The 23518-nt window shown below is 46.8% G+C and carries 17 protein-coding genes; 13 read left to right on the top strand and 4 right to left on the bottom strand.

From position 1 onward, the window contains the following. Positions 1 to 123 precede the first annotated feature (123 nt). Positions 124 to 321 carry a hypothetical protein gene (locus BBR47_RS19045; RefSeq protein ID WP_015892063.1) on the top strand — a complete coding sequence of 66 codons (198 nt, stop codon included), beginning with the start codon at positions 124 to 126 and terminating at the stop codon, positions 319 to 321. 9 nt (positions 322 to 330) lie between these two features. Here the strand turns inward: BBR47_RS19045 and shc are convergent, their stop codons facing one another. Then, positions 331 to 2313 carry a squalene--hopene cyclase gene (gene shc / locus BBR47_RS19040; RefSeq protein ID WP_015892062.1) on the bottom strand — a complete coding sequence of 661 codons (1983 nt, stop codon included), beginning with the start codon at positions 2311 to 2313 and terminating at the stop codon, positions 331 to 333. Between shc and BBR47_RS19035 the strand changes: the two genes are divergently transcribed. Next, the gene (locus BBR47_RS19035; protein ID WP_015892061.1) at positions 2286 to 3419 is read left to right on the top strand and encodes a DUF2515 domain-containing protein; all 1134 of its coding nucleotides are present in this window, start codon (positions 2286 to 2288) and stop codon (positions 3417 to 3419) included. The genes shc and BBR47_RS19035 overlap by 28 nt on opposite strands. Before the next feature lie 81 nt (positions 3420 to 3500). Next, positions 3501 to 5759 carry a type IA DNA topoisomerase gene (locus tag BBR47_RS19030; RefSeq protein WP_015892060.1) on the top strand — a complete coding sequence of 753 codons (2259 nt, stop codon included), beginning with the start codon at positions 3501 to 3503 and terminating at the stop codon, positions 5757 to 5759. Between the two features lie 381 nt (positions 5760 to 6140). Here the strand turns inward: BBR47_RS19030 and BBR47_RS19025 are convergent, their stop codons facing one another. Then, positions 6141 to 6545, bottom strand: a complete 405-nt coding sequence (locus tag BBR47_RS19025) for a winged helix-turn-helix transcriptional regulator (RefSeq protein WP_015892059.1) — start codon at positions 6543 to 6545, stop codon at positions 6141 to 6143. A gap of 196 nt (positions 6546 to 6741) precedes the next feature. On the opposite strand from BBR47_RS19025, the gene ahlS reads away from it, so the two are divergent. The 3 genes from ahlS to BBR47_RS19010 all read left to right on the top strand — a co-directional run bounded on the left by ahlS (position 6742) and on the right by BBR47_RS19010 (position 10310). Next, a complete protein-coding gene (gene ahlS / locus BBR47_RS19020; protein ID WP_041749891.1) occupies positions 6742 to 7590 on the top strand; it encodes an AhlS family quorum-quenching N-acyl homoserine lactonase in 849 nt (282 codons plus the stop codon). 621 nt (positions 7591 to 8211) lie between these two features. Then, the gene (locus BBR47_RS19015) at positions 8212 to 9102 is read left to right on the top strand and encodes a GNAT family N-acetyltransferase (RefSeq protein ID WP_015892057.1); all 891 of its coding nucleotides are present in this window, start codon (positions 8212 to 8214) and stop codon (positions 9100 to 9102) included. 11 nt (positions 9103 to 9113) lie between these two features. Beyond that, positions 9114 to 10310, top strand: coding sequence for an MFS transporter (locus tag BBR47_RS19010; protein WP_015892056.1), 1197 nt, complete (start codon positions 9114 to 9116; stop codon positions 10308 to 10310). A gap of 281 nt (positions 10311 to 10591) precedes the next feature. On the opposite strand, the gene BBR47_RS19005 is transcribed toward BBR47_RS19010, so the two are convergent. Then, positions 10592 to 11383: a nucleotidyltransferase domain-containing protein gene (locus BBR47_RS19005; protein ID WP_015892055.1), complete on the bottom strand. Its 792-nt coding sequence runs from the start codon at positions 11381 to 11383 to the stop codon at positions 10592 to 10594. A gap of 412 nt (positions 11384 to 11795) precedes the next feature. Here BBR47_RS19005 and BBR47_RS19000 point away from each other — a divergent pair, with 412 nt between their 5' ends. From BBR47_RS19000 to BBR47_RS18985, 4 genes are all read left to right on the top strand, one after another. After that, positions 11796 to 12461: a PspA/IM30 family protein gene (locus BBR47_RS19000; RefSeq protein ID WP_015892054.1), complete on the top strand. Its 666-nt coding sequence runs from the start codon at positions 11796 to 11798 to the stop codon at positions 12459 to 12461. Positions 12462 to 12527: 66 nt separating this feature from the next. Then, on the top strand, positions 12528 to 12932 hold the full coding sequence (locus BBR47_RS18995; RefSeq protein WP_015892053.1) for a DUF350 domain-containing protein: 405 nt from the start codon (positions 12528 to 12530) through the stop codon (positions 12930 to 12932). Positions 12933 to 12957: 25 nt separating this feature from the next. After that, positions 12958 to 13464: a DUF4178 domain-containing protein gene (locus BBR47_RS18990; RefSeq protein WP_015892052.1), complete on the top strand. Its 507-nt coding sequence runs from the start codon at positions 12958 to 12960 to the stop codon at positions 13462 to 13464. A 17-nt stretch (positions 13465 to 13481) separates the two neighbouring features. Then, positions 13482 to 14273, top strand: coding sequence for a DUF4247 domain-containing protein (locus BBR47_RS18985; RefSeq protein ID WP_015892051.1), 792 nt, complete (start codon positions 13482 to 13484; stop codon positions 14271 to 14273). Between the two features lie 75 nt (positions 14274 to 14348). On the opposite strand, the gene BBR47_RS18980 is transcribed toward BBR47_RS18985, so the two are convergent. Next, complete coding sequence (locus BBR47_RS18980) at positions 14349 to 17270, bottom strand: collagenase (RefSeq protein WP_041749520.1); 2922 nt, start codon at positions 17268 to 17270, stop codon at positions 14349 to 14351. 337 nt (positions 17271 to 17607) lie between these two features. Between BBR47_RS18980 and BBR47_RS18975 the strand changes: the two genes are divergently transcribed. From BBR47_RS18975 to BBR47_RS18965, 3 genes are read left to right on the top strand one after another with little or no spacing between them, the layout of a single operon-like run. Beyond that, entirely contained in the window at positions 17608 to 18228 is a 621-nt protein-coding gene (locus BBR47_RS18975) for a DUF4912 domain-containing protein (protein ID WP_015892048.1), read from the top strand. A 10-nt stretch (positions 18229 to 18238) separates the two neighbouring features. Continuing rightward, on the top strand, positions 18239 to 21076 hold the full coding sequence (locus BBR47_RS18970) for a 1,4-alpha-glucan branching protein domain-containing protein (RefSeq protein WP_015892047.1): 2838 nt from the start codon (positions 18239 to 18241) through the stop codon (positions 21074 to 21076). Positions 21077 to 21106: 30 nt separating this feature from the next. Further along, the gene (locus BBR47_RS18965; RefSeq protein WP_015892046.1) at positions 21107 to 23512 is read left to right on the top strand and encodes a sugar phosphate nucleotidyltransferase; all 2406 of its coding nucleotides are present in this window, start codon (positions 21107 to 21109) and stop codon (positions 23510 to 23512) included. The last annotated feature ends 6 nt before the right edge of the window (positions 23513 to 23518 follow it).

The following is a 23518-nucleotide window of genomic DNA, read 5'->3' as shown; positions in this document are numbered from 1 at the left end:
AGATCCTCTCTGTATTGTATGTTGTAGGCCATTGGGTGTTCATACCTGTTTTTGCGACCGAACCAGTGCGAGCAGCATACGCTGTATGCATAGGCGAGTTTTAGGAAAAGGAGAAAAAGTTCCATGAATATGAAGGTGACGAATAAAAAAATAGACGTCGGTGATTTCAGTTTTGGTGGGGTTTCTCAGTCGTCAATTGTGCTGATTGGGGACACCGATGTCCTGTCCTGCTACACTATTTTTGATACGCCGCTACACGCCGTGATTTATTCACCCCAGGTTCCTATTCGGCCGTTAGACCTTGGTTTGCGAAGAGGATAGCGGTGGTTTTTACGTGTTCGCGTATTTGACCTGATAGTGGCTGAGAGCCAGCAACGGCCAAATCCAGCGATAGCTGTGATAAGCAAAGTAAGTGCCGCCAGGGCGTCCCCCGCCAGTCGGGTAGCGTGTCGTCCAGTCATTTGCTTGATTGTGAGTGAGCAAATAGCGAATTCCTCGTTGCAGCTCTGCCGTCGGCTTGGATGACACGGCTATCAGTGCATCGATTGCCCATGCTGTCTGCGAGGGAGTGCTTGCTCCGAGGGGGACGTACGTTTTCTTTAGGTCACTTTGGCAAGATTCCCCCCAGCCGCCGTCGGGATTTTGGTTGGCAACCAGCCACGCCACCGCTTTTTGGATGGCGGGTTCAGTAGGGGAGAAGCCAACCGCCATCAGCCCGGTAATGGCAGCCCAAGTACCGTATAGATAAGCAATTCCCCAACGTCCATACCAGGAGCCGTCTGACTCTTGATGCTTGAGAAGCCAGCGGACTCCTTTTTCTACGTGCAGGTCAGTCAATGTTCGTCCGGCATAGTTTCCGAGGAATTCTAAGGTCCTCCCTGTCAAATCGGCAGAGGACGGATCTGTACTGACGGTATCAGCTCCTTCGATAGGCAAGTGGCGAATGAAATCAGCATCTGTATTTCGTTCAAAAGCAGGCCAGCCTCCATCGTCGTTTTGCATGGATAATAGCCATTCGAGCCCCCGTTTCCATGCGGTTGCTGCTGTCACATCCGTACGGGCCAGCAGGCGTAGAGAGCGCAGAGCAGCTGTCGTATCATCAATATCGGGGTTCATGGTGTTGTAATCAGAAAATCCCCAACCGCCAGGCTTTCCATTTGGATTGCGAATTTTCCAGTCACCGTACGTATGCTGCTGTTTTCGGAGAAGGTAGCGGTTTGCTTTTTGAATCGCGGGATGCGTGGGAGAAAGTCCGCTTTTTTGCAGCGAAAAAGTCAAGAGCGCCGTGTCCCAGACGGCTGAAGTAGCTAGCTGCAAGTGTGCACCGTTTTCATAATCATAGACACTACCGGTAAGCCCTTGCATCGCTTTTTGGATCAGTGGGTCTTTCGGAGAAAACCCCCGTGCAAGTAGCGCAAATATCATGAAAAAGGTAGAGGTCGAATAATTGTACAGCGTACCGTCCGGCTCGATTCGCGCCAGGATGTATTGTTCCAGGCGACGTAGAGCGAGCTTGTGTAGTTGTCCGGGTAAAAAGGGGAGCTGCTGCAAGGAATCGTGGATGGTGGCGAGAAACGATTGTCCCTCTTTGAGAAAATTCTCTAGGAATCGATGCGGATATAGACCGCGAGAGATCGGTGTATCTGCGTATAGATCGGACAAGTCTGGTGCATTGTCAGGCTTTTTTACATAGTTGCGATCAGCCACAATCATCATGGGGGCAAGATGGACACGTGCGTACCCGACAAAATCGTAAAAGCTGACAGGGAAGCTCGGGGGCAAGAGAGCAATCTCGACGGGAACGAGAAAATGCGAGGGCCACTGGTATTGGCCTGTCAAGGCTGTAGCAAATTTGGTCAGCATGTTTGCTTGTGTCAGCCCACCCTTTTCCAAAATAAACGAGCGAGCCAGAGCCATTCTCGGTTCGTTCTTCGTATATTTGCCTGATAACAGCAGAGCGTAATACGAATCAATCGTCGTAGACAGATGGCCTTCCTGCTCGTCGGGATACAGCTTCCATGCTCCATTATCGTGTTGGAGAGCCGTGATGTGAGCCGTGAGCTTCTCCATCAAACGCTCATCATGAATACCCAGCGTGCGCAATAGGATGATCATGTGAGAGTCTGTCATCGGTGAGCTTTCCAGACAAAAGCGCCATGTGCCATCCTCTTGTTGGCGCTGTAACAAAAAGGCTTGAATACGGTTGATTTCTTGCTGGACTTCACGCAACTCATTCACCTCCCGATAAAATACGGCGCCTGAGGAAGAGAGGGGGAAGGGCATCGATGGGTTTGTCGTGGTACCAATACGCATCACGTCTGCCGCTTGCCATGAATCTGGGGAAAGTCCGTACGGCGACAGCACCATTGCCAGCACAAGATCAAAAAACGGTAGAGCAGATCAAACAGGAGACACACGCCCACAACCGTGACAACATAGACAGAACGCGCGCCTATTTGTCGTTTTATCAAAAGCATCCACAGGTTCACTGGGCGCTATTGGCACATCTCGTATCGCGCAATGCGGGATGGAGTATGACTGATTTGCGGGGAGAATTATTGCCTCGCTTGCTTCGAACAAAAGAGCAGCAGGATTATTTTTCGTTTTTGGAGCGGGGGAACTGGCTGATTTTTCACGATGCGTACCCTCAATTGTTACTGTATGAAGAGAGTGTCAGGCGACAGACCAACCTTTTTTATTTACTGCCCCATCTGGGCGTCTCTACGTTCATGCAGGCGATCTGGAATCATTTTTGGAAGACCACAGATAAAGAGCTGCTCGCCATTGCTTTGATCATCAATGAACAAAACTATTTGGAAGAGCAGCTTATGAAAGACTCAAGCTATCAAAATTCAGTTGTCCGCACCATCCCGTTTGCCCTCCAGGAGCTTTTGCAACTGAATTTGATCTTGTTTCCCCAGCGGAAAGTGGTCGATGAGCAGGGAAGCTTCTTGCAGCTCGTGGGGGAGCGAGTGTTTCATTTTGCCTCCTTACCAGAGAGAATCCGTTTGGGAAAAAGGCTGTACAGTCTGCTGTTCGGGGGGGCGAATAGGCAGGAGGCAGCGTACGCTTGGGCAATGGAACAGCCACACACAGGTTCGCGAAAAGATTATTGGCCGCATCTTTTTCACGATGTGAATGATACAGTTCCTGGCAAGTCTTATCAGGTAAAACTAATGAACTGTCAGTTGCGCCAAGGGGCAAAGCGGCTGTTTTCCCCAACGCTGCGTCAAGTTTGGAGACCTATCCACCATGAGCCGCCAAAGGCGTTAGATTGGTACAAAAACAAGGGCGATGTATGGCATGTGCTGACACGAATGGAGGAGACAGCATTTGCAGCAGAGATGAATGAGGTGTATTGCCAGGCGTTGGCAAAAATCGAGTGGGCTGTCGCAGCCAGGACGAGATTACTTGGCTAACTTGTAGTAAAATAGAGAGGAATCCAGAACGATAGACTGAATCTCGACAGGCTTGAGAGTTTTAGAAGGAGCGATAACCATTTGAAGATATTAATTATTGCGGAGAAACCTGATATGGGACGAAATATTGCCGCCGCAATAGATCCTAAAGCGAAAAATCACCGCACCTATTTAGAAGGTGAAAAATACATGATTACGTGGGCAATCGGGCATTTAATTGAACTGGCAGAACCGGAGGCGTACGACCAAAAATATAAAAAGTGGAATATCAATGATCTTCCTATCATTCCCGAGCCGTTTAAGCTAGTACCCAATCGGAAAACAATCGACCAGCTAAAAATAATCGGGCAGTTGGCCAAACGAAGCAATCTGCTGGTTAATGCATGCGATGCCGGGCGGGAAGGTCAACACATCTTTTCCCTCATTCAGCGACATCTAAAATTGACGCAACCCGTTAAAAGACTGTGGATCTCGGACTTGACCCCTGAAACGATCAGGAAAGGATTCGCAGAGATGAAGGATGCCGCTGCCTATGAAAACTTAACGAGGGCAGCAAAAGCACGAAGTGAAGCCGATTGGCTAATCGGGATGAATGGCTCACGTGCATTTACGACCAAACATAACGTGCTTCTTTCTGTCGGACGAGTACAGACCCCTGTCCTTGCGCTCATTTATGATCGACAGAAGCAGATTGAGGCTTTCTCATCGGTTACGTTTTTTCAAGTCGAAGGGCATTTTTCGCAGGGGGAGAGGATGTACAAGGGTCTTTGGCAAGGTGATCGCTTAACCGATCCGGCTAAAGCAGAAATGTTGGCTCGTAAAGTGAAAGGAAAACAAGGGCGGATCGCCTCCTACGAAGTAAAGGATACCAAGGAGTATCCATTCAAGCTGTATGACCTGACATTGCTGCAACGTGAGGCCAATGGCAAGTACGGTTTTTCCGCCAAGAAAACCTTGGATATAGCACAGGCGCTGTATGAAAAACACAAGGTGATTTCTTATCCGAGAACGAATTCCAACTATGTGACAGAGCAAAATATTCCTGAAATGCACAACACCCTGTCGTCCTTGCAAGGCACTGGATATGACGCTCTGGTAAAGGGTGCAAACCGTAGTTTGGTTCATAAAGGCAACAAATTTATATGTAATCCGGCAAAGGTAGACGACCACCATGCAATCCTGCCGACCAATCGTAAGGCTTCAGGGCTTACGCCAGATGAGCAGAAGTTATATGATTTGATCGTTCGCCGTTTTCTGTCGCAGTTTTATCCGCCAGCAGAATATAAGATGCATACGGTCATAACCGATGTGGAAAATGAGTTTTTCAGAACGTCGGTGAAAGAACAGAAAAGTCTCGGTTGGAAGATTATTTATGCCGACCAGCAGAAGGAAAAGCCCAAGAATGGAAAAGGTACGGCCAAAGAAGAAGAGGATAAAGAAGAGATTGAAGTGAACGAGCCTTTTATCATTCAATCCGATGCCAGCGTAGTATGCTCGGATGCGATGGTAAAGGAAAAAGAAACACAGCCGCCCAAGCATTTTACGGAAGGAACGCTTCTAAAGGCCATGGAAAGCGCAGGCAAGCAAATCGAGGACGAGGAATTGCGTGATGCGATGAAGGAATCTGGACTGGGAACTCCGGCAACTCGTGCCGCTACCATCGAACGGCTGAAAAAGGTCGGATACGTTGAGATGCAGGGGAAAAAGGTTCAACTTACGCTAAAAGGCCGTACCGTTATCGAATTGATTAGGGGAGCAGGTATCGAACTTTTAACCTCTCCTGAAATGACGGGGCATTGGGAGCGTCGCTTAAATGAGATCTCCCGAGGAACCGCCGCCGACGGGCAATTTATGGAGAATGTGAAGAAATTCGCTACGATGATCGTAGAAAAGGTTCGCGTACAATCTCGTGCTGAAAAAACCTTGTTTGAGAGTGAGAGTACCACGCAAAAAGGATCTTCGAAAACAAGAGGACGAGCTGGTGGGCGCAGTACAGGTAAATCAGGTGGCAGTACTGCCACAACAAGGGCTTCAACTCGAAGCGCAGCAAAGACCGCTACTACAACTTCGAGTATCATCACCAAATGTCCACGACCGGGTTGCGGAGGCTCCATTTTCATGGGACGCAAAGGTTACGGATGTTCGAATTACAACGTGGGCTGTAAATTCGTTATATGGAAAGAGAATTACGGGCGTATGCTGACGGATACGCAGATTAAAGCACTCATTGAAAAAGGCAAAACGGGTAAAATGAAGCTTGAGCGTCAGGATGGAACACCATTTCAAGCTAAACTTATTTTGAAAAGTGTAGAATCGGGCGAGCTTACTTTCGAACAGTAATTTTTTGTGACACGTAAATCACCAATTTGTTCATTCAAAATAATGTTCTAGACTGGAGTTGTTGATCCTACGCAATTCTTGGATAAAAAATCTCTAGCCTTAGAAAAATAAGTTATATACTGACCACAATATATAATACAGCGGCAACCTAAGACCTGAAAATAAGTCTTAGGCTGGCCGCTTTTTTTTAAAACTAACGAACCCGTTAGTTCAATAACTGAAATTGTTCAGGAAAAATAAAGTTCTAGATTGAGTTTGTTGAAATGACGCGGTTTTCACCCTTACATAACAATTACCTCAGAAAAATAAGTTGTAGACTGATTAGTGTTCTACCGATCAATCACTTCCAGGTTTCACAATTTATTTTACAGACCCTAATTTTCAATTTGTCAAGGACTGAGACTCCTTACAGTAAGTTAGATCATAATTGGCTCTTGCCGCCTCGACATGCCAGTAATTTTCCCTTCCCCACTGTCTTAGCTCTCTCATCGGCTGAAGCAAGCTTTCCCCTAAAGGAGTGAGCGTATATTCAACTGTTGGGGGCACAGTTGGTGTAATATGCCGTTGGACCAGCCCATTCCATTCCAGTTTTCGTACCGTTTGCGTGAGCATTTTTTTTGAAATGCCCTCGATTCTTCTTTCCATTTCTCCGTATCGAATGCTTCCGTTTTCCAATGCATAAATGACGAGCGCTGTCCACTTATTGGAAATAATTTCAAGAACTCTGCTGTATCCGCACACCGCCAATGAGATATCAGATTGTTTTCCTTTAGCCGAAGATGTCAAATGATTTCCCTCCTATGCACTTCAAAGTTCCCAGGCCACCTTAAAGTGCCTACTTACATAAGTTTAGTACGTGAATTATTATATGTCTACACCAACGGAGGAGCGGCGATGCATGGCAACAATGCATTATAAGCCGACAAAGTTGAACATCAGTAGCAATCAGACAAAAACGTTACTTACATGGGAGGAAATGAACGTGCCGAATATTAGTAAAGCTCGCCCTAAGCTGTATGTGATGGATAACGGTCGAATGAGCATGGATAAAAACTGGATAATCGCCATGCATAATCCTGCTACGATCAAAAATCCGAACGCAGCTACACAGTTCGTGGAATTTCCGATTTATACGGTATTGATCGATCATCCAGAAGGAAAAATTTTGTTCGATACAGCCTGCAACCCGAACTCGATGGGCATCGAAGGACGCTGGGCCGCATCAACTCAGCTGGCGTCCCCTTGGGTGGCGAGCGAGGAATGTTACCTGCATAACCGGCTGGAGCAGATCCATGTAAGACCTGAGGAAATCAAGTACGTCGTTGCGTCTCATTTGCATTTGGACCATGCCGGGTGCTTGGAGATGTTCACGAACGCTACAATTATTGTCCATGAAGATGAGCTGAACGGCACGTTGCAAAGCTATGCCCGCAACGAAAAAGAAGGAGCCTACGTTTGGGCGGACATCGATGCTTGGATCAAAAACCACTTACAGTGGCGGACCGTCAAACGCCATGAAGATAACCTGGAGCTGGCTGAAGGAATCAAGATTATGAACTTTGGCAGCGGCCATGCTTGGGGCATGTTAGGCTTGCACATTGAAATGCCGGAAACTGGCGGGATCATCCTCGCTTCCGATGCCATCTATACGGCAGAGAGTTACGGTCCACCCGTCAAGCTGCCAGGCATCATATACGATTCGATCGGCTATCGGAACACGGTTGAGAAAATCCGCACGCTCGCTGTCCGAACGAATTCCCAAGTGTGGTTCGGGCATGATGCGAATCAATTCAAACAATTCCGCAAATCAACGGAAGGATACTATGAATAAGTAGGGCTTATCCAAACCTGCATCAAATAGAAACACAATTGATCAGGTCTGTGGGCAGATCAATGGCTAACGGCGAAGAATGCGGGAACTAGGGATCTTGAAAGCAAGGGTAAAAAACTTTATCGAGGACTTTTCAACGAGGAACGACCGCGTTTTAGCAGAAGGTTTGTGCGATCCAAAAAGTTCAAGCAAGATTGCCTTAACATGGTGAAGGACTTAAACTTTCTTACACGTTGAAAAAAACAATTGTCAGACTTCGGTACTTCACGTATAGTTGAAGGTAGTTATTGATTTTGCAACAATAATGGAGGTGGGGAACATGACAATGACATACATGAGTTCTATTTCAGTATGCAATCATATTCCATTTCCCCATCTGGCGTACGTGAAATCCTCCTAGTTTATCTAGCAGGTTCTCCTAGCTGTGCCTAAAACACGGGGATTACCCGTGTTTTTTTGTATGGCAACCATGTACGCGTCAAAGGCTTGGTGTAGCCAAGTTTGTTTATGTTTGCCGCCGTGGGGATCGAATATCCCCACGTTTTTTTTGCTATCTACTGCCGTGGGGATTGAAAGCTCCACGGCTTTTTTCTATTCACATACTAATGGGAGGTTGAGACGATGAGTACAATTAACAACGGTGCAGGACTTGTAATAGCAAAAGGGCTTTCGGAAGAGTGGTTGAAACAGATTGTCCATTTGGCAAAAATATGCGAGGCATACGATGAATTTGATTTATCCGTCAACCTGAACGTATCGATGCTCCAAAACCGCCAACCTGAACAAACGAATGATTTTCTGTACGTCCAAGATGGGCAACTGGTTGGATTCCTCGGTATGTATGCGATCGTCAGTCCGAAAGAAGTGGAGATCAGCGGAATGGTTCATCCAGACTATCGACGCAAAGGAATCTTCCGCGCTCTGTATGAACAAGCAAAAGCTGAATGTGAAAAGCGTGAGGTAACGCAAATTTTACTCGTCAGCAATCGCAAGTCCAAGGAAGCCAGTTCTTTTGCAGAAGGCGTAGCGACCACTTATCAATTCTCTGAATACAAGCTGGATTACTCCGCTACAGCGCACGTAACTGCTGTGGAATCGGATAACCGTCTACAGCTTTTCCCAGCCACCACGAATGATTTTCAGACACTGGTAGAGATTGGCGTAAGCGGTTTTGAGGATACAGCTGAGCTCATGACTGCGCTAGTTACACGCAATTTGTCAGAGCCATCCTTTCAAACGTATCTGGCTCAGTACGAGTCTGAACCAGTCGGGATGATTACCGTAAGCGAAGAGGATAACGAGTTTTTCATCTCAGGATTTTGCGTAAAAAAAGGGCTCCAAGGAAAAGGGCTGGGTAGAAAAATCCTCTCTCAGACAGTGGAAATCTTGAATCAAAGAGAACACATAGGAGGAATTAGCCTAGAAGTGGCTGTCGATAATCAAAACGCCTTGTCACTCTATCAATCTACAGGATTTGAAGTCGTCTCAGTCTACGACTATTATGTCGGGTGAGGCATGACTGAATGAAAAATCATGCTTTGCTAGATTCCAATATGCTTATGATTTTCATCTATTCCTTTTTTACGAAATTTCATTTGTGGCTTCCCATCTATGTGCTGTATTTACAGCAGGTACGAGGCCTAAGTCTGGCCACAATCGGAATAGTAGAGGGATTTGGTTGGGTAGCTGCCGCTTTGGCTGAGATACCGGCTGGAATCGTTGCAGATCGTTTCGGTCGCACCCGTTCTCTTGTGATGGGAGCCTTATTAATGGCTCCTGCCATGATCCTCTACGCATACACAGGCTGGTTCCCGATTCTTTGCTTGCTGCAAATCGTATGGAGCGTGGGAGGGAGCTTTATTTCTGGAGCTGACCAGGCACTCCTCTACGATTATCTACACGAGAAAGGTAAAGAAAATCTATTTTCCAAAGCGGTGAGCTATCAATTGGCAATGATGCGTATTGCCACTGCATTTGCCGGAATCATTGGCGGGTGGTTAGCTACCTACTCGCTTGGTTTACCGTTTATTATTTGTGGGATTCTCTCCTTTGTTGCCGGGTGTGTTGCCTCTTTCATCAAAGAACCGAAACAATCGGGGGTGGGAACAAACAAAGAGCACGAACCTCTCATCCACTTCATTTTCAGTACCTCAAGAAAGGTATGGAAGAGAAAGAGCTTGCGCAATGTACTGCTCTATTCTGCTATTCTGGCTGTTCCCGCTTTTTGCTTTACGTTTTTATTTGTTTCACCTTTCCTACATGAGAAAGGAATGACTATCGAATGGCTTGGCATTGTATTTATTTTCATACAAAGCACAAGTATTCTTGGTTCCGTCGTCTCCTATCACATGGAGAAACGATTGGGAGGGACAGCAACGGTTATCTTGTTCACCGTCATGATGGCTTTGAGTATTTTCATGCTTCCGTTGTTGCCTGAACTATCCGGGATCATCTGTATGATTCTCATCAGCTTCTTTTACTCCATCATCGAGCCTGTCTTAATCAATATGACGAATCAGCGAATCTCGGGGAATTCACGCAGTACGCTACTTTCTTATTCATCCATGATCAAGACGATCATCTTGGCGGTTCTGGTTCCTTTTTTCGGAAAGCTCGCAGAAGATGTTGGCTACCCTATTCTATGTACACTGATCTCTGTCGTTCTAATCGTTCTACCTTTGGTTTTCTTACGCAAAGAAAAGGATACGGCTACGCTATGATCTAAGCATGCCTTTGAAGAGCCCCACAAAAAATGGCTATCCGATGCCGCGGCTGGTAAAAAACTGACCTAGCATGGATAGCCATTTTCTTCTACATCTGAGATGGACGATCCGGGAGTAGTTCAATAAATTTCTCCAAATCCGTGCTGTCGTTGAACAGGTGAATGGAAGCCAGAGATCAGTCATTTTCATAAAAATAACCCCTCCCAAGGCTAATTACTATTAGCTTCACTATGTTAGGGAGGGGTTAATTCATATTTCGAACCAGTTCGTTGAACAAGTTACGAGTGGGATTGTCCTGAATATATACCGTCAAGAAACGCGATTGAGACGCGCTCTGCTTCCTTCCTAGGTACAATTTCAGATCCTTGTCGTAGTCGTTGGTACATCTTGATGGTATTTTTTAGCGCGTGGTAGCAACTTTCAAAGCTGTGGATGGGAATCGTTCCTTTTAGTTCCTCCAGTTCCTTGAGAGCGTATTTCTCGAGCTTTCGAACCCCTCGAGGGGAATGACCGTTGCGGATGAGTACCAACGGCCCTAATACTGCATTGCGCATAAAAGTTAGTGTATCGATTAATTCGAATAATTCGCCTCTCCCTAATTTTGTGGCGCAGTAATGCACCCATACCCAGAAGCGATCTTCAATCCACTGAGATTGAGGGAAAGGGAGAGAGGGACTTGTTTTACTAAGTATCGTTGCAATATCAGAACCACTCTCCCAAAGAATCAGTGGGTTCTCGACTCGGGATTCGAGCTCTTCCAGTTGTACAAATTTAAGGTCGACATGAAGAGGGGCTGGGCCATATAAACAAATAAGCAATCTCGGTTCCCCGACATGCTCGCCTGTGAATGCAGAAAGTAAATGACCGAGTCTTTCGGCAATTTGGAAGCGTTGTTCCATGATCTCATTTTGAAAAGCATAATTGTAGACGATTATTAAATCCAGATCACTAAACTCATCCATTTCTCCGTACATCATAGATCCGCCTGCGAGGAGACCTATAAGTCGTTGATCTTGGCTTACATACTCAATCGCTTGCTCAATGAATCGATCATGTAAAGGTAACTTCATGCCGAGCACTCCTTAAAAAGTGACCCATAAAATGGGTATTACTAGAAAGTAACATTTACAATTAGTGGTAGTCAAGGGTATATAGGTCAATATAGCAACAGCTCGTACTATCGGACGGGTACATTGAAAAAGGCAAAACGGGTAGAATGAAGCTTGAGCATCAGGCTGGAACACAATTTCAAGCAAAACTTATTTGGAAAAGTGTAGAATCGGGCGAACTTACTTTCGAATAGGTATTATTGTAGATGCGTTTTTGAAACGAAATACAGGTCGCGCTGTACGAAAAGTAAAGGTGAGCCAATAAAAAAATAAATTGTTGAAACTTACTTGCGTAACCATCGTAAATACATGTATAACGGGGACGGCAAATTCAGGCCGAACTACCTAGCACGTACTTAAGGAGGAATAATCCATGTCCATTTTTAAAAGACTGCGTGATTTGACCATGTCCAATTTGTACGCTTTGATTGAGAAAGCAGAAGATCCAATCAAAATGACAGACCAGTATTTGCGTGATATGCAAGAAGACTTGAGTGAAGCAGAGAAAGCGGTTGCCGCTCAAATTGCTTTGGAAAAGAAATTCAAGGTGCTGTATGAAGAACAGGAAGCCTTGGTGAAAAAGCGTGATGAGCAAGCTCACATTGCAGCACAAGCACAGAACATTGATCTGGCTCGACGGGCTCTGGAAGAAAAGAAAGCTGCCGAGCAAAAAATGAACGAATACAAGGACAGCTACGAGAAAAACAAGCTGGCAGCCGATGGATTGCGTGAGAAGCTGGCTGAGATGAAAAAACAGATTACCGAACTGAAAAACAAGCGCGAGACATTGGTTGCCCGCGTCAATGCAGCCAAAGCGCAAAAGACGATTAATCAGGCGATGGGTAGCTTCGACACGAACTCGGCTATGTCTGGCTTGAAACGCATGGAAGAAAAAGCACTGCAAATGGAAGCAGAAGCAGAAGCCAGCGGCGAGATTTACAAAAAGCAGAGCTCTTTAGATGATGAAATTGCGAAGTTGAATAAGGATCAAGCCGTTGAGGACGAACTGGCTGCTCTGTTGAAAAAATATGAGGGGTAAACCGCTTCAGGCGGTTTCCCTTTTTTTCAGACCTTATACACTTTGATGAAAGTGGAGTGATTCGCTTTGACGTGGACAGAAATACTAGGGATGCTGGTTTGGACAGGAGCCGGCGGCATTTTGCTTTTTGTTTTGATGTGGATCGATTCGTTGTTTACGAAATACAAGGACATCACGGAAATCAAAAATGGGAACATTGCGGTCACGACGCGTTTTGTTATGAAGCTGTTTGCGCAAGGATACATCTTATCGCAATCTATCATTACCTCCAACTCATTGTGGACAGCTCTGCTCTTTTCTGTGGTCTCCTTTATTATTTTATTCCTTTTGGAAAGAATCGTGGAATGGCTGTTAAAGCAAGTAACCGGACTGGATCTGGAAAAAGGGACGCAGGAAGGAAAGGTAGCACATGCCATGATGGCTGGTTCATTCCATCTCGTGGGTGCCTTGATTTTGGCTGCATGTCTGTAAGACGTGAAAGGGAAGGGAGTACAGCATGAGTTTGATGAAGCGAATCCAAAACATTTTTGCCAAGCATGAGCCTCCTGCACCGGAGAAGAGCATCCTGACGGTGGGACCAGGTGATGTGGTCGATGTATCGCTCGTTACGTATCAAGTAATCGGGAAGGCGAGCAATGCGAGTCGCAAAGCCACGATGCTTACCTTGCAGGATGGAACGACCATTCGCTACCTGTATATCGAAGAACGGGAGAAGATCGTCTATCAGCTATATAGCGTTATTGATGGACGACTGGATTCAATAGACGAGGTACCGACCACAATCGAGATGGATGATGTCACCTACCATTTGGAGGAGCAATATAATGGCGCCGTCCAGACTGTGGGAAAAGCGCCGTTTCACACATCAGGGGAGCAGTACATCTGGCAATTCCAATCAGATCAACGCCAATTGCTGCGGATCGAGTGGCAGGATGGCCGTTTCATGCTCTATGAGGGAGAAAGTGTTCTACCAGCGGACGTGCAGGTATTGCGCGGCACATAGAGAGGAGGGACAAGTACATGCCAAATCCATGGATGAAATCAATCAAGCTCCTACTGATTCCGGCGTTGTTCCTCCTTACGCTAGCGGGTTGTGGCAGCCCTGGGGTTGGCGAGACATATCCGCTTGAATCTGTCTCCACCAAGGACAATGGACAGTCGTCACGCATCTACCGTGCGGAAGACAAGACTGTACCGGAAGTAGCCTCGGATCTGGCGGAACAGAATACGCCAGATGAAATCTCCAAAGAAGATCCGCAGCATATGTTCCTCATTTATCCGGACGAGATCTACCATTTGCAGCAAGACGCTGCCAAGCCGACAGATACGTTGATCGAGGTCGACAGCAAAGAGTACGTCCGGCAAAACTACGATTCTTCGTTTTTGCAGGGATATATTGTAGCCAGCGTACTGGATGATTTGTTCGACGGACTTAAGAAAAGTACAAAGGGCAGCTATCGTGGTTACTCTAGCAAGGACATATACAAGCCTTCCGGTACGTATCACGTGCCTACAATCGAGGACAAAAAAGTAGCGCCGCCGATTACCAAAGAGGGTACGGGCAGTATTTTCAAACGGGGTAATGCGAAGAACGCGGATGGTACGGTAGGTTCTGACGGCAGCATTTTTAAGAAGAAGGCGGATTCATCTTCCAGCGGTAGTTCAGGCAAAATTATTCGTTCTTCCAGCAGTCAATCGTCGAATTCGAGTGACTCTTTCTCTTCCAAACGTTCGAGCTTTTCCCCACCGAAAAGTAAATCGCCCCCACGAACGAAGGTGGGGGGCTCTGGGCGGATTACAAAACGACGATAACTGTAAAAACAAGAGAGAAACGAACACCCCCAAACGAGTTTGATAGCTCGTTTGGGGGTGCTTTTGTTTTGCTGATTAACGCTGCTTGGTCTCTACCGTATACACAATATCTTCATTTTGATATTTGTACACATACAAGAAGTAACGGCCTGGCTTTACTTGATAATGGGCACTTTGCAGATTTCCCTCCCGCTCTTGCGGGTACGTTACAGGCTGATCCAGATTTCCTTCATGGAATAGCATCCAAGTCACACCTTGTCCCTCTTGAGGGTTTAAAGAAATACGTATTTCTTCAGGTTTATCTACTTGGAAGGCAAAGATATCTTGCCAATCGTTTCCTTTCATGTCCCCTGAAACAGTCGTGCCAATCTTTAATGGACCATTTGCTTGCTCGGTAGAATCATTGCTCTCGTTTTCTTGATAGAGCTGCTCTTGTGGGCGATCTTCCCCCGTAACCAATAAGCGAAACGGTTGGTCCTCTTGTTCTGTACGATACGTATAAGCAGTCACATAGTAAGTCCCTGGTTTCGCATCGAATGATCCGATCAGCTTGTTGCCTTCACGCTTGGTGGGATAGGAGATGTAGTTCTCTCTATCGGCTTCGTGGAATACAAGCCATGCCACGCCATCTCCTTGCTTCGTTTCCATCTCTACTTGAAGCTGTTGGGCTGATTTCACATCGAGACGGAACTCCTGACTCGGTTTTTGTGGATGAATGATACCCGTGATCGGCTTACCTAATGAAAGGGAAGACTCTTCAGGATTTGGGTTTGGCTGTTCCGTTTCGGAGCCATCTTCTTGAGCCAGCTTCCCGTGGAACACGACATCATAGGCAAAGCGTCCATCTTTTGTCGTACGATAATTGGTGAAGTAGCTCGTAACCGTGTCATAGCCATTCCAGGAAAGATCCGATAACTCCTTGAGGAATCCATCTGTGAGGCGGTTCATTTCTTGCCAATCTTGATATTCCCCTTGAGAAGCTCCACCCGTATAAACCCCACGCAACGTGAAGCTGCGGAAATCTCCAGAGTCTTTCTCATCTGTTTTCACATCGACCAGAGAAGCAACCTTTGCGATTTGACGATAAACCTCTTCTTTGTTCGTCACGTCTGCTTTTTGTAGGTAATCATCTGAAACGAGAGGAACATCCAATTCTTCATACTGGTCGATCAAATCCTCTAATGTCTCTTGATAGCCACGTTCAAGAGCGCGGTCACGGCTGAATTCTTCGATTAAGTCATCATAAGCAGATACATCATTGGAACGGATCGTATCATTGATTTTATCCAGACGAGCAAAATCATTCTTGAATAGATGGTACTGAAGCGCGAAGGAGTAGTCATAGAATGCAAGGGTTCCGTATTTGGCATGCATCATATCGGCCGCAGTGTAATCGAGATAAGGCGCTGCATTTCGAATATTGCCTACAACTGACTGGCGAGGCTTGATTCCTTCTGTTCGGGTAGAACCTGCGAAAAACTCAGCTCCGCCTTCTTCATACCAAGGCAAGCGACTGTTTTCATATATCTTTCCTTGTCCCCACATGCCCGGCACTTCATATCTGCCTTGCAAATAGTGGACGAATTCATGACGGAACAGCTCTTCCAGACTGTAGATGCTTTGTTCTTTTGTCCGATCGTAGGTGAAGAAAGTGCCAGTACCCTCGATGTAGATACCACCATTATCGGTGTCGTATCCGTACAAGAAGCGATTTATTTTATATTCATCAGGCGTATTGTAGATGACAATGGTCAGTACATCATCCGGATTGCCGCTCTCTAGCTCTTTGTCATTACCGATGACACGATGAAATTGTGCCTTCACTTCCTTGGATGCCCAATACAAGCGCTCAACCTGTTCTTCTGTGAGTTTATCTCCCGTTTTGAACACAACGGCTCCGTCATCAAAGGTGAATTGCTGCGGAAGATAATGCTTTTTGCCTTCTTTTACCATTTCCTCGAGATCGATTTTTTTGCCATTGGCATCCTCGCCATATGCTTCTGCGATTTGTTGCGCCGCAGTGAAGTACGGCTCGCTCATCTTTTTATACGTTTTCATCGCATTCGTCAATATGTCATTGGCTTTGTCTGGATCACTGTAGTAGCTACCTAATTTCCCTGTGTAATACAGGGCATTGTTCGTCAACCATACGTGATCAGCGGAAGTCTCCCCATTTTCTGCCATGTCAAAAATGGGGTCGAGAAATGCGTCGATGTTACCTTTCAGCTCATCTCTTCCTGAATCATCTACTCCCCAAATCAGAACATAGCCAATACCTTGAAGGACGCTGTAAAAGGCCTCGCTTGCTACGCGATCATCTGACCATTTATCCCGATTGTCGTTAAAGTCTTCCATTACTTTTGACAGAGTACCGATTGTTTCAGAATCAACAGTCGTGTTGCTAATTAACTTTCCCGTTGAACTAATAATTTCATTTTGAGTCTTTGTCCCGAAGGCGAAATTTTGATTGGCAGTAATGGCTTGAAGTGCTGGAATAATCTTTTGCTTATACTTTGGCTCCATCAAATACTTTAATTCATCATGGTAGTACCCCAAGTAATACCCCGAACGCAAAACCTCTACATAGGTATGGATGCCCTGCTCGTCATCCTTGGTGAAGTTCTTGCCACTCTCTTGCAACGCATCGATGATGGCCTGAACCCGCTCCCGATCCTCATAAAATTCCTGAGTGTCGTCGTTGTAAGTAAACAGCTCAGGGATTTGCGTCCAACTGATTTCCTTCAACAATTCAACAAGCTCTGAATTGTCCAATGTTTTGAGATGCGAGATGCTGTACTTCTCCTGTTTGGCTGCTTGGCGTAACTGTGCTTTCGACATGTTTTCCTGAACGGGTGTATGACCAATCTGCGAATCAATGGGCTCTTGGGATGGGGTTTGCTGCGTGCTTTTAGCTTGAGCTGCTAGTGGCAAGCCTGCGGCTACCGTTGAAATGGCAATTGATCCTGCTGTTACCATGCTAATCCATGAACGATTCATAGCTTTTGTTGACTCCTTTTTCATTCATTTTGGAAGTATAAGTGAATATTTTATAGTATCGGTATCCAACATGAAAATACTTACAAATAAAACAAAAGATGATGGAATATAGAACTTTATTCCTATTTGGTAAAAAGAAAAGAATGTCTCGAGAAGTCGCTTTGTAAGAATGGAAGGAGAGCGACTTTTGTATGCCTGTGACGAAAACATGATTGTTGATCGACAAAAGAAGAAGGGATGTGCATTCAGCATTCGACAGTCTTTGTTAGTAGCATTGGCTATGATTGACATTGGGAAAGCACAGATAGGCGAAGTTGGCGGAGGGGAGTGCTAGAAGATGCTGGAAAAAATTCTCGAACTGCGTTCACGATCCATGTCCATTGCACAAATTGCCAAAGAGATCGGCTTAACGATCGGTCAAGTGAAGTATCGCCTGCAAAAAGACCGTGCGAAGCCAGAGGCACCACCTTCCGCTAGAACGGAATTGGAATGGCAATTACCTGCGTTTTATGGTCGGGATCTTGTCAAAGTCATGGCACAAGGACCGACTGTGTTATTCATCTATTGGGAAATCACTTGGCCACGCATGAGAATGGTCGCTTCGTACCTGCAAGCCGATTATCGTCACATTCAGAAGGGATTGCGGCTGTATGATGTGACTGAACGTTTATTTGATGGAAAAAATGCGCATTCCGTCCGAGATGTGTTTGTACACGAAGAGGCTTATTCCTGGTACGTGAATGATGTAGAGCCAGGACGTACATATATGGTTGATTTTGGTTTATATGAACACAATCGGTTTTGTCCGATATTACGCTCGGAAACGGTAGTTACTCCACGCCATTCAAAAGCTAGCTGGGGGGAACCGTTAGTGGAGCCCGCCCACGATCCAGCTACACCTTCCTGGTTTGAGAACTTTTCCTCCTACTCGTTGTATACCAAAACATCAAATAAGTGAGGTGTCATTTGTGCACAAAGGTTATCTCTCCCTCGTGTTGCATGCCCATCTGCCTTATGTTCGACACGGGGATCGGGACGATCGCCTGGAAGAGCGCTGGGTGTATGAAGCCATGCTGGAATGCTATCTTCCTTTGCTCATGGTTTTCGACAAGCTCCTCTCAGACGGCATCGCTTTTCGCATGACCCTTGCTATTTCACCGACATTACTTTCCATGCTGGATGATGATCTGATCGTGACGCGTTTTCGCACACACCTAGCGAAAACCGTGGAATTGGCTGGGAAGGAAGTCAAACGAACCACAGGTCAACCTCAAGAAAACCGTATCGCCAAAATGTATGTGGAGCGTTTTCGAACGATCATTGCCTACTGCCGCAAGTGGGATTTTCAACTGATCAAGGCCTTTAGGCATATCGCGGACAGTGGATGCCTCGAACTCATCACTTGCGCAGCCACGCACTCTTTTTTGCCCTATGTGGAAACAGAAGAGGCGATTCGGGCACAGCTTCTGGTAGGGATCGATACGCATGAGCGGATTCTGGGAAGACGTCCGAAGGGAATTTGGTTGCCAGAGTGCGGGTATACACCTGGACTGGATCGCTTGCTGAAAGAGGCAGGGCTTCGGTATTTCTTTGTAGACAGTCACACGATAGAGCATGCGACGCCTTTACCTCGCAGAGGGTTGCTGGCTCCCTTGTTCACGCCGCATGATGTGGCTGCCTTTGCTCGTGATGAAGTGGCCTCCCGCCAGGTATGGAGCTCGATCGATGGTTATCCAGGGGACTATGACTACCGTGAATACTACCGGGATATCGGATTTGACAGGGAGATGAGCTACATCGAGCCGTACATCCATCCTGAAGGCATTCGCGTGCATACCGGTTTGAAATATTATCGGATCACCGGAAAACAAGGGGATAAAGACTGGTATGAGCCAAGCTGGGCGCGCGAAAAAGCAGCGTCACATGCGGGACATTTCTTGTATCACCGAGAGCGTCAAGTGGAGGAAGCCAGTCAATGGATGGACCGCAAGCCATTGGTCGTCGCCACTTATGATGCGGAGCTGTTTGGTCATTGGTGGTTCGAGGGTCCGCAGTTTTTGGATTTTCTCATGCGCAAAACGGTGTGTGATTCAAAAGAAGTGAAATTAATGACACCATCTGAATATTTGGAGGAGTATCCAGAGCAGGATCGCGGTCACTTGCCGATGTCAACATGGGGGAGAAATGGCTACGGAGAAGTCTGGCTGAACGAGAACAATGGCTGGATATACAGGCATCTGCATCAAGCGGAGCGGGAATTGATCACAGCGATTATTACCTATTCTGAAAAGAAAGGAGATCAGCTTGCGTTACGGTGCCTCAAGCAGGCTGCACGGGAATTGATGCTGGCCCAAAGCAGTGATTGGGCGTTTATTTTAGACGGTCAAACGGTCACTCGGTATGCGGTGCAACGCGTTCATGACCATTTGGTTCGCATGCGGGCTCTCTTGGCGATGTATCGGGAGCATCGACTGGATGAAGAGGCAATTACACAAGCAGAAGCTGACTTTCCGATCTTTCCTGACGTGGATATCACGTTCTATTTGCCTAAACAAACGCATAGAGTGAACGTATCGCGTCAATTGGTAGCGGCTGCGCAAGATCAGTCTTCGACAAAAACAGTTTTAATGCTTGCATGGGAATTTCCCCCTCATGTAGTAGGGGGGCTAGGTCGGGCTGTCTACGATCTCGCCAGGCATCTTGCCCAGCAAGGAATCGTGGTGCATGTGCTGACACGTGCGACAGATTCATGCGCCGTAGAGGAGATGATGGAAGGGGTTCACGTACACCGTTTGCCTACGTACATTCCTTCTGAACAAGCCGACTTTCTGGCATGGGTGTTTCAACTGAATTTGGCGATGGTCGATGCTATCTATCAGCTCTGGTCACTCGGGGTGCGACCAGATGTCATCCACGCTCACGATTGGCTAGTTAGCTGGGCTGCAATCGAACTGAAACAGAGGTACTCTCTTCCGCTCGTCAGCACGATTCATGCTTTGGAACATGGTCGGCATCAAGGTATTCATACACCGTTGCAGCAAAGGATCCATGAGTGTGAACGTACGCTAACACAAAGCTCTGACGCAATAATCGTTTGCAGCAAGTATATGGAGTCGGAAGTCAAGCGCCTGTTCGGAACACCCTCCTCCCATTTACGTGTCATTCACAATGGTGTCGATCTCATTCCCCTAACGGAGGTAAATCGTGAACAGCTTCGACAGGAATTGGCGATAGGGGATGGTCCTGTTCTCTTTTTTGTAGGGCGCTTGGTTCAGGAAAAAGGTGTTCACCTCTTGTTAGAAGCTATGGCAAGGCTACGCGCTGAGTTTCCGCATGCGAGGTTGCTCATAGCTGGCAGAGGACCGATGCAAGACGAGTGGAAGCTATTGGTTCATCAGATGGGACTTTCTGAACAGGTCCGCTTCTTGGGCTTCGTAGACGATGGAAGGCGAGATGAGCTGTTCGCCCTGGCTGATGTGGCAGTATTCCCGAGCTTGTATGAGCCTTTTGGAATTGTTGCGCTGGAAGCGATGGCTCTAGGGACTCCTGTTCTGGTTGCGGATACGGGAGGGCTGCGAGAGATCGTTCGCCACGGCGAAAACGGCGCCATGATGTACACAGGCGACCCTGAATCCTTGACGAATCAACTCCGCTGGCTACTGCGCGACCCTGATCAGCGGCATCAACTGGCCCAAACGGCCATGCAAGATGTTAAACAGTTTTATAACTGGACACTTCTGGCTAGTCAAACCATCGATCTATACCGTTCACTTAGCGTACCTGCGGAAATCGGCATGACAACCTAGATTGCAACGATGAAGGAGGAAGAAAAGAAGATGAAGGCAGTAATCATGGCTGGGGGAAAAGGTACACGACTACGTCCGTTAACATGCCACACGCCAAAACCAATGGTGCCACTCTTAAACCGGCCTTGCATGGAGTACACGATTGATCTATTGAAAAAGCATGGGATTACAGAGATAGCAGTGACACTCCAGTATCTGCCTGACGTCATCCGCGATACGTTTGGTGATGGATCTCGCTACGGTGTTTCGCTTGTCTATTTTGAAGAAGCCATTCCTTTGGGCACGGCAGGCAGCGTGAAAAACTGCGCGGATTTTCTCGATGAGCGTTTTGTCGTGATCAGTGGAGATACGTTGACAGACATCGATTTGTCGGCAGCCATACGTTTTCATGAGCAAAATAATGCACTGGCTACGTTGATTTTGACGCGGGTTGAAACACCGCTGGAATTTGGCGTTGTCATGACAGACGAGGGCGGACGCATTACCCGTTTTTTAGAAAAGCCGAGCTGGGCGGAGGTTTTTAGCGATACGGTGAATACCGGGATATACGTCTGCGAGCCAGAGGTCTTGTCTTATATAGAAGAGGAGCGGGAAGTGGATTTCAGCAAGGAAATTTTCCCGTCGTTTTTACAAGCAGCAAAGCCTCTATATGGCTATGAGGCAAGCGGCTATTGGTCTGATATTGGTTCTTTAGAGGTATACCAGCAAGCCCAGTTTGATTTGCTGGATGGACGCGTACATCTCGAAATAAAAGCACAGGAAATCGCACCGCGTATTTTCTTGGAAAATGATGTTCGCATCGATTCATCGGTCCGTTTGGAAGGCCCTGTCTATATCGGTGAAAATGTACACCTGCAAGCTGGAGTTGCCGTTGGTGCTTATTCCATTCTGGGGAAAAATACAGTGATTTCTTCCGGTACGAAGCTTTCCAGAACGATCATTTGGGAAAACAGTGTCATTGGGAAAAAAGCAGAGATCACAGGAACGACTCTCTGCCGCAACACCCGAATTGCAGATTGTGTACAACTCGGGGAAGGGGCGGTCATTGGAGACCAGTGCCTCATTGGGGCGAAGTCAGTGGTAAAGGCAGGAATCAAAATTTGGCCGAATAAGGAAGTCGGGGAAAATGCGACTGTCACCACCTCGCTTATCTACGGTGCCAAGCAAACCAAAAATTTGTTTGGAACGCACGGAATCAAGGGCATTGGCAATGTTGACATCACGCCCGAATTTGTTACAAGACTTGCGGCTGCCTATGCGTATTTACTACAAGCGGGGGACAAAATTGCGCTCTCGGCATGCGCACACCCTTTTGCTCAGTTATTGAAGCATAGCATCATGACGAGCTTGTGCTCTTCCGGAATTGATACGGTCGATCTCGGAATTGGGAATTCACCCTTGATCCGGTATGGCGTGCGCTCTCTGGCTTGCAAAGGCGGCATACATATTTATATGGCCGAGCCAGTGGATGATAAAGAGATTGTCATCCAATTCATCGATCACGCGGGCTTGCCGATTTCTCGTGATCTGGAGCGCAAAATTGAGAATGCCTACTGGCAAGAGACTTATATTCGCAACCTGAATCGGTTGGGAGCACTGCAAGTCGAGCATCACGTACAAGAAGCTTATCTCCATGCTTTGGTCCAACAGTTGAATGTATCGTCCATCCAGCGTCAGCGCTTCCACCTGCTGATCGATTGTGAACAGCGTTTTTTTCCGACTTTTCTTGCGCCTCTTTTGCATGCACTGGGAGTTACTGTCGATTACAGCTCGATACAAGAAGGTATTCGTAAAAAGGGAGCGGATTTGGGCGTTCGTCTCGATAAAAATGGCGAGCAATTTGTCTTGTTTACCGAGCATGGAGAGAAGCTCGCAACTGAACAGATCACGGCGCTGCAGCTATTGGCGTGCAGTGGTCAACATCGGCGAATTGGCCTTCCTGTGAGTGCACCGATTGAATTGGAGCATATGGCCCAGCTGTTGCAAATGGAGGTTGTACGCACCAAGGTTTCGCCGCGATCCATGATGGAGGTATCGAGCGAACAGCGTTTTCATCCGATGTTTGACGCTGTGTACAGCCTCATGAGAATTCTTTCTTATCTGGCTTCTGAGGAAAAGCCGCTTAGCGTTTTGCTGGAATTGTTGCCAGCGTGCCATATGGAGAAAAAGACTGTTTTTTGCCCATGGGCAGCAAAAGGGAAGGTCATGCGCAGAGTGATGGAAGAAAACAAAGGCAAGCTGCTCGAGCTCGTCGATGGAATCAAGGTATACGATTCGAATGGCTGGGTACTGATTTTACCCGATTCAGAGGATTCGCACGTAAAGGTAATTTCGCAAGGGGCTACCGCAGAGACCGCGGCTACACTTGCTTCTTCCTACGCGAGACGAATTGCCGAATATCAGTTTCACGAAAAGAGAGAGATCGACAGCCTATAACGAAAA

The organism is Brevibacillus brevis NBRC 100599 (assembly GCF_000010165.1).
Taxonomy (GTDB): Bacteria; Bacillota; Bacilli; order Brevibacillales; family Brevibacillaceae; genus Brevibacillus; species Brevibacillus brevis_D.
Note: the sequence above shows the minus strand (reverse complement) of the source record. Positions and strands in the feature narration are given on the sequence as shown.

Excerpts from the sequence above, each read along its gene's own strand:
- BBR47_RS19045 (WP_015892063.1), top strand. The coding sequence starts at position 124 with ATGAATATGAAGGTGACGAATAAAAAAATAGACGTCGGTGATTTCAGT.
- BBR47_RS19035 (WP_015892061.1), top strand. The coding sequence starts at position 2,286 with ATGGGTTTGTCGTGGTACCAATACGCATCACGTCTGCCGCTTGCCATG.
- shc (WP_015892062.1), bottom strand. The coding sequence starts at position 2,313 with ATGCGTATTGGTACCACGACAAACCCATCGATGCCCTTCCCCCTCTCT.
- BBR47_RS19015 (WP_015892057.1), top strand. The coding sequence starts at position 8,212 with ATGAGTACAATTAACAACGGTGCAGGACTTGTAATAGCAAAAGGGCTT.
- BBR47_RS19010 (WP_015892056.1), top strand. The coding sequence starts at position 9,114 with ATGAAAAATCATGCTTTGCTAGATTCCAATATGCTTATGATTTTCATC.
- BBR47_RS19005 (WP_015892055.1), bottom strand. The coding sequence starts at position 11,383 with ATGAAGTTACCTTTACATGATCGATTCATTGAGCAAGCGATTGAGTAT.
- BBR47_RS19000 (WP_015892054.1), top strand. The coding sequence starts at position 11,796 with ATGTCCATTTTTAAAAGACTGCGTGATTTGACCATGTCCAATTTGTAC.
- BBR47_RS18990 (WP_015892052.1), top strand. The coding sequence starts at position 12,958 with ATGAGTTTGATGAAGCGAATCCAAAACATTTTTGCCAAGCATGAGCCT.
- BBR47_RS18985 (WP_015892051.1), top strand. The coding sequence starts at position 13,482 with ATGCCAAATCCATGGATGAAATCAATCAAGCTCCTACTGATTCCGGCG.
- BBR47_RS18980 (WP_041749520.1), bottom strand. The coding sequence starts at position 17,270 with ATGAATCGTTCATGGATTAGCATGGTAACAGCAGGATCAATTGCCATT.
- BBR47_RS18975 (WP_015892048.1), top strand. The coding sequence starts at position 17,608 with ATGCTGGAAAAAATTCTCGAACTGCGTTCACGATCCATGTCCATTGCA.
- BBR47_RS18965 (WP_015892046.1), top strand. The coding sequence starts at position 21,107 with ATGAAGGCAGTAATCATGGCTGGGGGAAAAGGTACACGACTACGTCCG.